We start from the raw sequence: 12,728 nt of genomic DNA on the forward strand, positions 1-12,728 counted from the left end.
CAGATGCACACTCCGCGCAACCCGGTGGGCGGTCACGTCCCGGTGGCCGGCGGTCTCGCCAAGGTCGGCCTGGAGTACGCCCGTGAGCTGGCGGCGGAGACCGTGCAGGTCTTCGTGGCCAACCCGCGCGGCTGGGCGACGCCCGCCGGGAACCCGGCGCAGGACGAGCTGTTCCGCGCCGAGTGCGCGGCGGCCTCGGTCCCGGCGTACGTCCACGCCCCGTATCTGATCAACTTCGGTTCGCACACCGCGGCGACCGTCGAGAAGTCCGTGGAGTCCCTGCGCCACTCGCTGCGGCGGGCCCGGGAGATCGGCGCGCTGGGCGTGGTGGTGCACACCGGTTCGGCGACCGGCGGACGGCCGCGTGCCGAGGCGCTGGCCCAGGTGCGGACGCACCTGCGCCCGCTGCTGGACGAGCTGACCCACGACGACGATCCGGACCTGCTGCTGGAGTCGACGGCCGGCCAGGGCTTCTCGCTCTGCTCGCGGACCTGGGACTTCGGGCCGTACTTCGAGGCGCTGGACTCCCACCCGAAGCTGGGCGTCTGCCTGGACACGTGCCACATCTACGCCGCCGGGCACGATCTGACCGGCCCTTCGGGGATGCGGCATACGCTCGACCTGCTGGTGGACACGGTCGGCGAGGGGCGGCTGAAACTGATCCACGCCAACGACTCCAAGGACGTCGTGGGCGCCCACAAGGACCGGCACGAGAACATCGGCGCCGGTCACATCGGGGCGGAGCCCTTCCGGGAGCTGTTCACGCATCCGGCGACCGAGGGCGTACCGCTGATCATCGAGACGCCCGGCGGCAAGGAGGGTCACGCGGCGGACGTGGCCCGTCTGAAGGAACTCCGGGAGACCTGCTGAAAGGACTCCGGGAGACCTGTTGAATGAGCTCCGGGAGATCTGCCGGAGTCAGAGTTCGGGGCCGTCCCCGGGCTCTTCCTGGTAGGAGTAGCGCTGCTCGCTCCAGGGGTCGCCGATGTTGTGGTAGCCCCGCTCCTCCCAGAATCCGCGCCGGTCCGCCGTCATGTACTCGATGCCCCGGACCCACTTCGGGCCCTTCCAGGCGTACAGGTGCGGGACGACGAGGCGGAGCGGGAAGCCGTGCTCGGCGGTGAGGAGTTCGCCGTCCTTGTGGGTGGCGAAGAGGGTGCGCTCGGAGGCGAAGTCGTCGAGGCGCAGGTTCGAGGAGAAGCCGTACTCGGCCCAGACCATCACATGGGTGGCGTCGGGGGCGGGCGGTGCCAGTTCGAGGACCGTACGGGCGAGGACTCCGCCCCATTCGGCGCCGACCATGCTGAACTTCGTCACGCAGTGCAGATCGGCGACCACGGAGGAGAACGGCAGCGCCGAGAAGTCCTGGTGGTTCCAGCAGTGCTTGTCGCCGTCGGCGGTGGCCCCGAAGACCCGGAACTCCCAGCGGTCGGGCTTGAACTTGGGAACGGGCCCGTAGTGGGTGACCGGCCATCCGCGCTGCAGTCGCTGTCCCGGCGGAAGCTCGGTCTGCTCTGTTTCGCGGTTTTCCCGGCTTTCCGGCTGACCCATGCCTCCATGGTGACAGACAGGCAGGGGTGGTCATGACCAGGGGCGGACCACATTCGGGCAACTCGTAGTAAGCGTGCACTTACTGGACGGCCGCTGGGCACGGTGCGAAGATCTGGCCAACTTGCCAGATCGATCACCGGTTGGAAGGAGCCTTTGCCATGCAGGGCGACCCCGAGGTCCTTGAGTTTCTCAATGAGCAGCTGACCGCCGAATTGACTGCCATCAACCAGTACTTCCTGCACGCCAAGATGCAGGACAACTTCGGGTGGACCAAGCTCGCCAAGTACACCCGGGCCGAGTCCTTCGACGAGATGAAGCACGCCGAGATCCTCACCGACCGGATCCTGTTCCTCGACGGGCTGCCGAACTACCAGCGGCTCTTCCATGTCCGGGTGGGACAGACGGTCACCGAGATGTTCCAGGCGGACCGCCAGGTCGAGGTGGAGGCGATCGACCGCCTCAAGCGCGGCATCGAGGTGATGCGCGGCAAGGGCGACATCACGTCCGCGAACATCTTCGAGTCGATCCTGGAGGACGAGGAGCACCACATCGACTATCTCGACACCCAGCTGGAGCTGGTCGAGAAGCTCGGTGAGCCGCTCTACATCGCCCAGCTGATCGAGCAGCCGGAGAGCTGACCTGGGCTGTTCCCGGGCGGACGGGCCGGTGCCGTTCCCGGGCGGGCGGGTCAGGCCGCGTCGGAGAGCCGTACGTCCCTGATCGTGTCCACGAGGGCCGCTGCGGCGCCCTGGTGCGCGAGAGAGTCGGCCGCCGGCTCCTGCCGCTGGTCGAGGAGCTCGCGGCGGGGGCAGTCACCCCGTCCCAGCAGGGCCTGGATGCGGCGTACACAGCCACCGCAGTCCGTCCCGGCCTTGCAGGCCGACGCGATCTGCCGGGGTGTGCAGGCTCCGGCGTCCGCATGCTTCTTGACCTGCGCTTCTGTGATGCCGAAGCAGGAGCAGACGTACATGCGGTTCACCTCCCTGCGGGTCGGTCACGAGTGCCGTCCGGTTTTCACGGTGAGGCTAACCTAACCTTACCCGTCGCTCAACCGGCGTAAAAGTCCGGATGCGGCTGTGGGGCACGGATCACATGGATCCGTGCCCCACAGGTGCGACGGCCGGGAATTTCCCGGCCCACAGGACTACTGGTCGCGGTACATCTCGGCGACGAGGAAGGCCAGGTCGAGGGACTGGCTGCGGTTGAGCCGGGGGTCGCAGGCCGTCTCGTAGCGCTGGTGCAGGTCGTCCACGAAGATCTCGTGGCCGCCGCCCACGCACTCGGTGACGTCGTCGCCGGTCAGCTCCACGTGGATGCCGCCCGGGTGGGTGCCGAGGCCCTTGTGGACCTCGAAGAAGCCCTTGACCTCGTCCAGGACGTCGTCGAAGCGGCGCGTCTTGTGGCCGGAGGCGGCCTCGAAGGTGTTGCCGTGCATCGGGTCGGTCACCCAGGCGACGGTCGCGCCCGAGGCGGTGACCTTCTCGACCAGCTCGGGGAGCTTGTCGCGGACCTTGTCGGCGCCCATCCGGACGACGAAGGTCAGCCGGCCCGGCTCGCGCTCGGGGTCGAGGCGGTCGATGTAGCCGAGCGCCTCGTCGACGGTGGTCGTCGGGCCGAGCTTGATGCCGATCGGGTTGCGGATCCTGGCGGCGAACTCGATGTGCGCGCCGTCCATCTGGCGGGTGCGCTCCCCGATCCAGACCATGTGGGCGGAGGTGTCGTACAGCTCGCCGGTGCGCGAGTCCGTACGGGTCAGCGCCGACTCGTAGTCCAGCAGCAGGGCCTCGTGCGAGGCGTAGAACTCGACTGCCTTGAACTCGGCCGGGTCGGTGCCGCACGCCTTCATGAAGTTCAGCGCGTTGTCGATCTCGCGGGCCAGGGCCTCGTAGCGCTGGCCGGAGGGGGACGACTTCACGAAGTCCTGGTTCCAGGCGTGGACCTGGCGCAGGTCCGCGTAACCGCCGGTGGTGAAGGCGCGCACCAGGTTCAGCGTGGAGGAGGACGCGTGGTACATCTGCTTCAGCCGCGCGGGGTCCGGGATCCGGGCCTCCTCGGTGAAGGCGAAGCCGTTCACCGAGTCGCCGCGGTAGGTCGGCAGGGTCACGCCGTCCCGGGTCTCGGTCGACTTGGAGCGCGGCTTGGAGTACTGGCCCGCGATCCGGCCGACCTTCACCACGGGCACGGAGGCCGCGTAGGTCAGGACGGCGCTCATCTGGAGCAGCGTCTTCAGCTTGGCCCTGATGTGCTCGGCGGACACGGCGTCGAAGGCCTCGGCACAGTCGCCGCCCTGCAGCAGGAACGCCTCGCCCTTGGCGACGGCTCCCATGCGGGCGCGCAGCTGGTCGCACTCGCCGGCGAAGACGAGCGGCGGATACGACGTGAGGTCCGCGAGTACATCGCGCAGGGCCTCGGAGTCGGGGTACTCGGGCTGCTGCGCCGCGGGAAGGTCTCGCCAGGTGTTGCCACCGGCGACGGAGGTATTGGCGTTCACGGTCACGTACCCAACATTACGGGGTCGCGGGGAGCATCCATTCGAGCGCTCAATAGTTGAGACACCCGCTCCGGTGGCCAGAAGGTCCGCTAGGGTCGCAGCATGTCGACGCGACTGATCCGGATCTCGATCCAGAACTGGTGGTGGACCGCTCATCCGGCGGCCCGCTGATTCATCGCGCTGACACTTCGCGAAGGCCGCCCGAGGGGCGGCCTTTTCTGCGTTGCGGAGCCGTTCCTCCCCCTGTGAATCCCGTACGGAACCCCGTACGGGCCCGTCCGGAAGGAACCTGCTCCCATGTCCCAGACCCCGCCCCGCTCCGCCTCCGGTCTCGTCCGCCGGCTGCTGGCCGACGACGCCCCGCCGTTCGCTCTGCTGCGCCGGCGCCCGCCCGGCCGTGACCACGATCACGTCGAACTGCTGATCGGCGAGGTGCTGGAGGCGGACCGGCTGGCCGATCTGCCGGTGGGCGCGTCGCCGGCGCTCGCCCTGGTGCCGTTCCGGCAGATCGCCGAGCGCGGCTTCGACGTGCGCGACGACGGCACCCCGCTGAGCGTGCTGGTCGCCGACGAGACGCACGAGCTGGAGCTCACGGAGCTGCTGGCGGCGCTGCCCGACCATGACGTGACGGTTCAGGACCGCGGGTTCGACGTGCCGGACGACGCGTACGCCGACATCGTGCGGCGGGTGATCCGGGACGAGATCGGGCAGGGCGAGGGCGCGAACTTCGTGATCCGGCGGACGTTCCGGGGCGAGATCCCCGGGTTCGGGCGGGCGGACGCGCTAGCGCTGTTCCGGCGGCTGCTGGCGGGCGAGCGGGGCGCCTACTGGACGTTCGTCGTCCACACGGGAGGCATCGGTACCGAAGGGACATCCGATTCGGGGCGGCGGCGGGCGACGGGCGGGCGGACGCTGGTGGGGGCGAGCCCGGAGGTGCACGTACGGATGTCCGGCGGGACGGTCGTGATGAACCCGATCAGCGGGACGTACCGCTACCCGGCCGGGGGGCCGACCGCCGAGAGCCTGCTGGCGTTCCTCGGGGACCGCAAGGAGAGCGAGGAGCTGTCCATGGTGGTCGACGAGGAGCTGAAGATGATGTGCACGGTCGGCGACATGGGCGGGGTGGTGGTCGGGCCCCGGCTCAAGGAGATGGCGCACCTCGCGCACACCGAGTACGAGCTGCGCGGCCGGTCCTCGCTGGATGTGCGCGACGTGCTGCGCGAGACGATGTTCGCGGCGACCGTGACGGGTTCACCGGTGCAGAACGCCTGCCGGGTCATCGAGCGGTACGAGTCCGGGGGCCGCGGCTACTACGCGGGCGCGCTGGCCCTGCTGGGCCAGGACGCGAACGGGGCGCAGACGCTGGACTCGCCGATCCTGATCCGTACGGCCGACATCGCCCCGGACGGCTCGCTGGAGGTGCCTGTCGGGGCCACCCTCGTACGCCATTCGGACCCGGACAGCGAGGTCGCCGAGACCCACGCCAAGGCGGCCGGGGTGCTGGCCGCGCTGGGGGTGCGGCCGGGGCGGCCCGGGGCGGAGGCGGACCGCCCGCGGCTGGCCTCCGACCCCCGGGTGCAGGCGGCGCTGGACGACCGGCGCGGCGGCCTCGCGCCGTTCTGGCTGCGGATGCAGGAGCGCACCCGGGACCTGGCGGGTCATGCGCTGGTGGTGGACGGCGAGGACACGTTCACCGCGATGCTGGCCCATCTGCTGCGGGCGTCCGGGCTGGACGTCTCGGTGCGCCGCTACGACGAGCCGGGGCTGCGCGAGGTGGTCCGGGCGCACGAGGGGCCCGTGGTGCTGGGTCCGGGTCCGGGTGATCCGGGCGATCTCACCGACCCGAAGATGCGGCTGCTGCGTGAGATCACCGCCGAGCTGGTGCGGGACCACCGGCACGGGCTGCTGGGGGTCTGCCTCGGGCACGAGCTGATCGCGGCGGAGCTGGGTCTGGAGATCGTGCGCAAGGCCGTGCCGTACCAGGGGGCGCAGACCCGGATCGAGCTGTTCGGGCGGCCGGAGACGGTGGGCTTCTACAACAGCTTCACCGGGCGGTGCGACGGTCCGGCCGCCGCCGAGCTGGCCGCGCACGGGATCGAGGTGAGCCGGGACGAGGACAGCGGTGAGCTGCACGCGCTGCGGGGGCCCGGCTTCGCCTCGGTGCAGTTCCACCCGGAGTCGGTGCTGACCGTGCGGGGCTCGGTGATCGTGACGGAGCTGCTGGCGGGGCTGCAGGTGGTGCCCGGCTGAGGAAACGGTGGCGCCCGGCTGAGGTACGGCTTCACTTCCTCGGCACGAGGACGTTCTCGCTGTGGCGGCGGGCCAGGTAGTCGGTGACGTTCGTGACGGTCGCGTCGATGATCTGGCCCACCGCGTCCTCGGTGTAGTACGCCTGGTGGGAGGTGACGACGACGTTGGGGAAGGTCACCAGACGGGCGAGGGTGTCGTCGTCGATGCCCTCCAGGGACTTGTCGAGGAAGAACAGCCCGGCCTCCGCCTCGTACACGTCGAGTCCGACGCCGAGGAAGCGGCCCGCGCGCAACTCGGTGACCAGGGCGGCGCTGTCGATGAGGCCGCCGCGGCTGGAGTTGACGAGGATCGCGTCGTCCTTCATCGCCGTGAGGGCGGCCTCGTCGATGAGGTGCCGGGTGCTGGGCAGCAGGGGCACGTGCAGGCTGATCAGGTCGGCCTCGGCGAACAGCCGCTCCTTGTCGACGTACTCCATGCCCAGCTCGACGCAGGCCGGGTTCCGGGCCACGTCCCAGCCGAGCAGTTTCATGCCGAAGCCGTGGGCGATCCGGGTGAACGCCTCGCCGATCTTCCCGGTGCCGAGCACCCCGACGGTCCGGCCGTGCATGTCCCGGCCGAGCAGCCCGTCCAGGCGGAAGTCGAAGTCCCGGGTGCGGCTCGCGGCGCGGATGATGCGCCGGTTCACGGCCATGGCGAGCGTCCAGGCGAATTCGGCGACCGCGTACGGGGAGTAGTGCGAGACCCGGGCGACGCGCAGGGCGAGCCGCTCGGCGACCTCCAGGTCGATGTTGTTGAAGCCGGTGGAGCGCTGGGCGATCATCTGTGTGCCGCCCGCGGCGAGCGTCTGGAGCACCTGGGCGCCGAGGTCGGCGTTGACGCTGGTGGAGACGATCTCGTAGCCGGCCGCGATGGGGGCGGTGTCCCGGTTCAGGAAGACGTCCAGGCAGCGGACCTCGTGCAGGGCCTCGAAGGCCTTCTCGATCAGGGGCTTCTCGTCGGACTGCACACCGAAGGCCAGGATTTCCACGGGTACTCCCGAGCTGTGTCTGGGGCGGGACCGGGCAGGGCCGGTGAGCGCGAATATACGGCCCCGGTCCCGTCCCCGCCGGGTCAGACGTCGTCGAGGCCGCGCTCGATGGCGTACCGGACGAGCTCCACCCGGTTGTGCAGCTGGAGCTTGCCGAGGGTGTTCTGCACATGGTTCTGGACCGTGCGGTGCGAGATGACCAGGCGTTCGGCGATCTGCTTGTACGAGAGCCCCTTGGCGACCAGCCGCAGTACCTCGGTCTCCCGGTCGGTGAGCTGCGGGGCCTTGGGCTCGTTGGACGCCGCGGGTGCGGGGTCGGAGGCGAGCCTGCGGTACTCGCCGAGGACGAGGCCGGCGAGGCCCGGTGTGAAGACGGGGTCGCCGCCCGCGGTGGAGCGGACGGCGTCGGTCAGCTCCTGGGTGGAGGCGGACTTCAGCAGATAGCCGGTGGCCCCGGACTTCACCGCCTCCAGGACGTCGGCGTGCTCGCCGCTCGCGGAAAGGACCAGGACCCGCAGGCCCGGGAGGGTCCCGACCAGCTCCTTGCAGACCTGGACGCCGGGCATGCCGGGGAGGTTCAGGTCGAGGACCAGGACGTCCGGGCCCACGGCCTTGGCCCGGCGGACCGCCTGCGGGCCGTCCCCGGCGGTCGCGACGACGTCGAAGCCGGACTCGGCCAGGTCGCGGGCGACCGCGTCGCGCCACATGGGGTGGTCGTCGACGACCATGACCCTGATGGGCCGGTCGGCGGCCCCCTGCTCGTCCTGTGCTGCGTTCTGCGTATTCATCGGGCCGATCCTGCCTTCCCCCGGGAAACCTTCGGTGCTCTGGGAACCTTCAACTCGACCTCGCAGCCCTGTCCGGGCACCGAGATCAGCTCTGCCGTGCCGCCCAGGTCGCGCAGCCGGCCGCGGATGGACAGGGCGACCCCGAGCCGCCCCTCCCCCTCCGCCTGGGCGAGCCGCCCCTCGGGGATGCCGGGGCCGTCGTCCCGGACGGTGACGATCACCTCGTCCGGCTCGTCCTCGACCAGGATCCACGCCCGGGCGTCCGGGCCCGCGTGCACCCGTACGTTGTCCAGGGCGGCGCTGACGGCGGCGGCCAGCTCCCGGGCCGACTCGGCGGGGAGCAGCACCGGGGCGCCCGGCTCCGCGAAGCTCGTACGGGATCCGGCGTGCGGGGCGAGCAGGGCCCGCAGGTCGCAGGCGGCCCCGCCGCCGGGGCTCTCCTCGTCGACCTCGACCGTGCGGACCACGGCCCCTTCGGCGGCGTCCTCGGAGACCCGGGTCGGTGGGACCAGGCCGCTGGAGACCAGGGTGCGCAGGGCGATCTCCTGCTCGCCGGCCATCCGGCCCAGCTCTGCCGCCTCGCCGCCGATCTCGGTGCCCCGGCGCTGCACCATGGCGAGGACCTGGAGCACGCTGTCGTGGATGTCGCGGGCGAGCCGTTCGCGTTCGCGGGTGGCGGCCTCGATCTCCAGGGCGCGGGCGAGGGTGCGCTCACTGGCGCGGGCGACCTCGACGACGTACCCGATGGCGATGGAGGCGACCCAGACCAGCAGGACGTTGTGGTAGGTGTCCCGGCCGGGCTCGCCGCGCTGGATGATGTTGGCGGCCGCGACGAAGGTGGAGGCGAAGGCCGCCCACCGCCAGCCGCCCTTGATCGCGAAGGCGAGGACCGCGCCGGCCGTCCAGATCGACGGGAGCGTCGGGCCGCCGAGTGCCCGCGAGTCGACGTCGGCGAGCGGGGTGAGCAGGATGCCGGTCAGCGCGACGACCAGGTCCGCGCCGAGGAAGCGTTTGGTGCAGCTCGCCGCCGAGCGGACCTTGGGCAGGGTGGCGAGCGTCCAGACGAAGAGGAAGGCCAGGTACGCGACGGCCACCCAGGGCCGCTCGAACCTCTGCCGGCCGAAGTCGTCCCTCCCGAAGATCGCGAGCAGTACCGCGTAGATCATGGTCAGGACGCGGTAGCCCGTCAGCGCACGCCACAGCGGCAGCTCGACCGACATCCGTACGACCCGCTCACGCTTGGCCATGGCCCACCCCCCGGACGGTGAACGACGCGGTTACGCGCCGGACCGTTCCGTTCCGTCCTCGTTGCCCGCGGCGGCCTGCTTCTGAGCGCGCTTGGCCTCCTCCGCCCTGGCCTTCGCCTCGTCGGCGATCCGGCGCTTCGCGGCGGTGGCGTAGATGTCCACGTACTCCTGGCCGGAGAGCTTCATGATCTCGTACATGACCTCGTCGGTCACCGAACGCAGGATGAAGCGGTCGCCGTCCATGCCCTGGTAGCGGCTGAAGTCCAGCGGCTTGCCGATCCGGATGCCGGGGCGCATCAGCTTGGGCATCACCTGGCCGGGCGGCTGGATCTTCTCGGTGTCGATCATGGCGACCGGAATGACCGGCGCCCCGGTGGCCAGCGCGACCCGGGCCAGTCCGCCGGGCTTGCCCCGGTAGAGGCGGCCGTCGGGCGAGCGGGTGCCTTCGGGGTAGATACCGAAGAGGCCGCCGCTCTCGATGACCTGGATGCCCGCCCTGATCGCCGCCTCGCCCGCGCCGCGGGCTCCGGAGCGGTCGACGGGGAGCTGGCCGACGCCCTTGAAGAAGGCGGCGGTGAGCCTGCCCTTGACCCCGGGGGCGGTGAAGTACTCGGCCTTGGCGATGAAGGTGACCTTGCGGTCCAGCACGGTCGGGAGGAAGAACGAGTCGGAGAACGACAGGTGGTTGCTCGCGAGGATCGCCGGACCGCGCTCGGGGATGTTCTCCAGGCCCTCCACCCACGGCCGGAAGGCGAGCTTCAGGGACCCGCCGATGGAGAACTTCATTGCGCCGTAGATCAACTCTGGTGCCTCCTGTGTGCTGTCGGTCAGACCTTAACCTGTGAGGTCGTCGCGGCCTCTGCCCGGCCTGGGACGACGACCTCCCCGGACGGGCCGTGCCGGGAGGGCCCCGGGGGACGTGACGGCCCTGGTCGGTGTCGGTCCGGTCGCGTACGGTGAAGTCATCCGTCAAGCACTCCCCCAGGTGCCCGCCCGCCCCCGACCCGTCCCACGAACAGGAGACCCTGGTGCCGGTCCTCCCTGGAGCCGAGCCGTTCCGCCACGAGGGCGGAGAGGTCGGCGTCCTCCTCTGTCATGGCTTCACCGGATCACCGCAGTCGCTGCGCCCCTGGGCGGAGTATCTCGCCGAGCGCGGGCTGACGGTCTCGCTGCCGTTGCTGCCGGGCCACGGCACCCGCTGGGAGGACATGGCGATCACCGGCTGGCAGGACTGGTACGCCGAGGTCGACCGGGAGCTGCGGGTCCTGCGGGAGAAGTGCGAGCAGGTCTTCGTCTTCGGCCTGTCCATGGGCGGTGCCCTGAGCCTGCGTCTCGCGGCCAAGCACGGGGACGCGATCAGCGGTCTGGTTCTGGTCAACCCGGCCAACAAGGTGCACGGCCTCTCCGCGTACGCGCTGCCGCTCGCCCGTCATCTGGTGCGGACGACCAAGGGCCTGGCCGACGACATCGCGCTCCCGGACGCGCACGAGGTGGGCTACGACAAGGTGCCGCTGCACGCCGCGCACTCGGTGCGGAAGTTCTTCCGGCTGGTCGACGGGGAGCTGCCCCAGGTGACCCAGCCGGTGGTGCTGCTGCACAGCCCGCAGGACCATGTCGTGCCGCCCGCGGACAGCGCGCGGATCCTGAGCCGGATCTCCTCCACGGACGTCTCGGAGATCCTGTTGGAACAGAGCTACCACGTGGCGACGTTGGACCACGATGCGGAGCGGATCTTCGATGAGAGCTACCGGTTCATCGGCCGTCTCGCACCGAGCGTCGGGAAGAAGGGGAGCACGTCCGGTGGCTGAGCACGACGCGGAACGCACAGGCGGCGACGAGGGGCGTGAACCGCGCCCCACGGAGCCCGCGGCCGTCCCCGAGGGGACGAGGCCGGCCGGGGACGGGAAAGCGGAGCAGGAGCGGGCGGTCGACGAGGACGCGGCGTGGGCCGCGATCGTCGCGGGGTACGGGGAGGAGCCGCCGGATCCGCCGGGCGCCAAGCCGTTCAAGTCCGTCGAGGACCTGGCCCTGCTGGAGGACGACCAGCGCAATGTGGTGGGGCCGAAGGACGGCACCACAGGGGACCCGGCGGACAAGGGGTCCGGCAAGACGCCCCCGAAGCCCCCGGAGACGAAGCCGCTGGGCAGTTCGGTGGTCTTCGCGCCCGGCGTCGCCGGTCCGCGGGACTACAAGCTGCCCGCGTCCAAGGACGACGGCATCGATGTGCCGGACGACGGCGAGGAGGGCCACTTCGTGCCTCCGGAGCCGCCGCCGCTGCCGGAGGCCGACGTCACGGCGAAGTTCGCCTGGCTCGCGGTGATCGGCGGGCCGGTCCTGATGCTCGTCGCGGTGCTGCTCCGGTGGGAGATGACGTGGTGGCTCACCACGCTCTGCATCGGCGGCTTCCTCGGCGGCTTCGCCACCCTGGTGGCCCGGATGCCGCACGACGACGATGACGACACCTACGGCGACCCGGGGCGCGGCGCGGTCGTGTAGGGGGAGTCCCCGGCCGTGCGTCCGGCGGGGACTCCGAGGGCGGCCAGGACCGGCAGATGGTCCGTGGCCGCCCTCAGGTCTTCCCCGCTCACGCCGTCCAGCCCGGTCGGCACGCCGCAGCCGAGCACCTCGATGCCCGGGGTCGCGAACAGCGCGTCGATGCGCTTGCGCGGCTCCTCCGGGGGGAACGTCAGCTCGCCGCCCCACGGGGCGACGGCCCGGCAGTCCTGGAGCTTCCCGGACAGGTGCCGGAACGCCTTCCCGGTCGGTACGTCGTTGAGGTCGCCGCCCGCCACCGCGTGCTCCACGCCCATCGCCGCCAGCCGTTCCAGCAGCAGATCCGCCTGGGCGAGGCGCTCGTCGCGCTGGAGGCTCAGATGACAGCTCAGCACCCCGAGCCGGGTCCCGGCGATCCGCACCACGGCGGTGGCGAAGCCCCTGCGGTGCAGACCGGGGGTGAGCGGCAGCAGGACGTCCTCGGTACGCTCGACGGCCACCCGCAGCGAGCACAGCAGCAGCGGCCCGGCGGCGGTGGCCCCGCCGCTCAGCACCACCAGACCGCTGGTCCTCGCGAGCCTGGCCGCGGCCTTGCGCCAGCGGAAGAAGCGCGGGGCCTCCTGGACGAGGACCAGATCGGGCGCGCAGGCGCGGATGACCCGGGCCAGCGCGGCGGTGTCGTCGTGCATCGACCGGACGTTGTAGCTCAGCACCCGGATCACGGCTGAACCGTCCGGCTCAGTACGGGAGTCGGGCAGTGGCGTCAGGACCATGCGGGTCACGATACGACGGACGCCCGCCGCTGCCCCGGAGGGCGGCGACGGGCGTGCGGTACGCCGTACGAAGGTGCTGGGGGTGTCCGGCGGATCAGGGCCGGGCAC

Annotated in this window: 14 protein-coding genes; 6 read left to right on the plus strand and 8 right to left on the minus strand. The window is 71.1% G+C overall.

All coding sequences use genetic code 11. The annotated features are described in order from the left end of the window. Nucleotides 1–3 precede the first annotated feature (3 nt). Nucleotides 4–870 (plus strand): deoxyribonuclease IV, encoded by an 867-nt coding sequence (locus ACGF2Y_RS27865; RefSeq protein WP_392952863.1) that lies wholly within the window; start codon nucleotides 4–6, stop codon nucleotides 868–870. Nucleotides 871–918: 48 nt separating this feature from the next. Here ACGF2Y_RS27865 and ACGF2Y_RS27870 read toward each other — a convergent pair whose 3' ends face one another. After that, entirely contained in the window at nucleotides 919–1,551 is a 633-nt protein-coding gene (locus tag ACGF2Y_RS27870; RefSeq protein WP_392952865.1) for a sulfite oxidase-like oxidoreductase, read from the minus strand. Nucleotides 1,552–1,709: 158 nt separating this feature from the next. Here ACGF2Y_RS27870 and bfr point away from each other — a divergent pair, with 158 nt between their 5' ends. Then, nucleotides 1,710–2,189, plus strand: coding sequence for a bacterioferritin (gene bfr, locus ACGF2Y_RS27875; RefSeq protein WP_007451289.1), 480 nt, complete (start codon nucleotides 1,710–1,712; stop codon nucleotides 2,187–2,189). Nucleotides 2,190–2,239: 50 nt separating this feature from the next. Here bfr and ACGF2Y_RS27880 read toward each other — a convergent pair whose 3' ends face one another. Further along, nucleotides 2,240–2,521, minus strand: a complete 282-nt coding sequence (locus ACGF2Y_RS27880; RefSeq protein ID WP_392952867.1) for a bacterioferritin-associated ferredoxin — start codon at nucleotides 2,519–2,521, stop codon at nucleotides 2,240–2,242. A 174-nt stretch (nucleotides 2,522–2,695) separates the two neighbouring features. Continuing rightward, nucleotides 2,696–4,042 carry a class II 3-deoxy-7-phosphoheptulonate synthase gene (locus tag ACGF2Y_RS27885; protein ID WP_392952968.1) on the minus strand — a complete coding sequence of 449 codons (1,347 nt, stop codon included), beginning with the start codon at nucleotides 4,040–4,042 and terminating at the stop codon, nucleotides 2,696–2,698. Nucleotides 4,043–4,144: 102 nt separating this feature from the next. Here ACGF2Y_RS27885 and ACGF2Y_RS27890 point away from each other — a divergent pair, with 102 nt between their 5' ends. After that, on the plus strand, nucleotides 4,145–4,213 hold the full coding sequence (locus ACGF2Y_RS27890) for a trp operon leader peptide (RefSeq protein ID WP_106972956.1): 69 nt from the start codon (nucleotides 4,145–4,147) through the stop codon (nucleotides 4,211–4,213). A 126-nt stretch (nucleotides 4,214–4,339) separates the two neighbouring features. Continuing rightward, nucleotides 4,340–6,292, plus strand: coding sequence for an anthranilate synthase family protein (locus ACGF2Y_RS27895; RefSeq protein ID WP_392952869.1), 1,953 nt, complete (start codon nucleotides 4,340–4,342; stop codon nucleotides 6,290–6,292). Nucleotides 6,293–6,323: 31 nt separating this feature from the next. Here ACGF2Y_RS27895 and ACGF2Y_RS27900 read toward each other — a convergent pair whose 3' ends face one another. The 4 genes from ACGF2Y_RS27900 to ACGF2Y_RS27915 form a co-directional block, all read right to left on the minus strand. Further along, complete coding sequence (locus tag ACGF2Y_RS27900) at nucleotides 6,324–7,319, minus strand: 2-hydroxyacid dehydrogenase (RefSeq protein ID WP_392952871.1); 996 nt, start codon at nucleotides 7,317–7,319, stop codon at nucleotides 6,324–6,326. 83 nt (nucleotides 7,320–7,402) lie between these two features. Beyond that, a complete protein-coding gene (locus tag ACGF2Y_RS27905; protein ID WP_392952873.1) occupies nucleotides 7,403–8,107 on the minus strand; it encodes a response regulator in 705 nt (234 codons plus the stop codon). Continuing rightward, on the minus strand, nucleotides 8,104–9,354 hold the full coding sequence (gene macS / locus ACGF2Y_RS27910; RefSeq protein WP_392952876.1) for a MacS family sensor histidine kinase: 1,251 nt from the start codon (nucleotides 9,352–9,354) through the stop codon (nucleotides 8,104–8,106). Before macS ends, ACGF2Y_RS27905 begins: the two co-directional genes overlap by 4 nt. A gap of 30 nt (nucleotides 9,355–9,384) precedes the next feature. Continuing rightward, nucleotides 9,385–10,155, minus strand: coding sequence for a lysophospholipid acyltransferase family protein (locus tag ACGF2Y_RS27915; protein ID WP_392952879.1), 771 nt, complete (start codon nucleotides 10,153–10,155; stop codon nucleotides 9,385–9,387). Between the two features lie 227 nt (nucleotides 10,156–10,382). Between ACGF2Y_RS27915 and ACGF2Y_RS27920 the strand changes: the two genes are divergently transcribed. Together ACGF2Y_RS27920 and ACGF2Y_RS27925 are read left to right on the plus strand one after the other, a co-directional pair. Further along, on the plus strand, nucleotides 10,383–11,162 hold the full coding sequence (locus tag ACGF2Y_RS27920) for an alpha/beta hydrolase (protein WP_392952881.1): 780 nt from the start codon (nucleotides 10,383–10,385) through the stop codon (nucleotides 11,160–11,162). Further along, a complete protein-coding gene (locus tag ACGF2Y_RS27925; protein ID WP_392952882.1) occupies nucleotides 11,155–11,850 on the plus strand; it encodes a hypothetical protein in 696 nt (231 codons plus the stop codon). The genes ACGF2Y_RS27920 and ACGF2Y_RS27925 overlap by 8 nt, the downstream gene beginning before the upstream one ends. On the opposite strand, the gene ACGF2Y_RS27930 is transcribed toward ACGF2Y_RS27925, so the two are convergent. After that, nucleotides 11,817–12,620 carry an endonuclease/exonuclease/phosphatase family protein gene (locus tag ACGF2Y_RS27930; protein ID WP_392952885.1) on the minus strand — a complete coding sequence of 268 codons (804 nt, stop codon included), beginning with the start codon at nucleotides 12,618–12,620 and terminating at the stop codon, nucleotides 11,817–11,819. The genes ACGF2Y_RS27925 and ACGF2Y_RS27930 overlap by 34 nt on opposite strands. Between the last annotated feature and the right edge of the window lie 108 nt (nucleotides 12,621–12,728).

This window comes from Streptomyces sp. NPDC048142 (genome assembly GCF_043202835.1).
Classification (GTDB): Bacteria; Actinomycetota; Actinomycetes; order Streptomycetales; family Streptomycetaceae; genus Streptomyces.

What these genes read in the sequence shown, in the direction of transcription:
- ACGF2Y_RS27905 (WP_392952873.1), bottom strand. Translation starts at nt 8,107, where the DNA reads ATGAATACGCAGAACGCAGCACAGGACGAGCAGGGGGCCGCCGACCGG.
- ACGF2Y_RS27870 (WP_392952865.1), bottom strand. Translation starts at nt 1,551, where the DNA reads ATGGGTCAGCCGGAAAGCCGGGAAAACCGCGAAACAGAGCAGACCGAG.
- macS (WP_392952876.1), bottom strand. Translation starts at nt 9,354, where the DNA reads ATGGCCAAGCGTGAGCGGGTCGTACGGATGTCGGTCGAGCTGCCGCTG.
- bfr (WP_007451289.1), top strand. Translation starts at nt 1,710, where the DNA reads ATGCAGGGCGACCCCGAGGTCCTTGAGTTTCTCAATGAGCAGCTGACC.
- ACGF2Y_RS27880 (WP_392952867.1), bottom strand. Translation starts at nt 2,521, where the DNA reads ATGTACGTCTGCTCCTGCTTCGGCATCACAGAAGCGCAGGTCAAGAAG.
- ACGF2Y_RS27930 (WP_392952885.1), bottom strand. Translation starts at nt 12,620, where the DNA reads ATGGTCCTGACGCCACTGCCCGACTCCCGTACTGAGCCGGACGGTTCA.
- ACGF2Y_RS27895 (WP_392952869.1), top strand. Translation starts at nt 4,340, where the DNA reads ATGTCCCAGACCCCGCCCCGCTCCGCCTCCGGTCTCGTCCGCCGGCTG.
- ACGF2Y_RS27865 (WP_392952863.1), top strand. Translation starts at nt 4, where the DNA reads ATGCACACTCCGCGCAACCCGGTGGGCGGTCACGTCCCGGTGGCCGGC.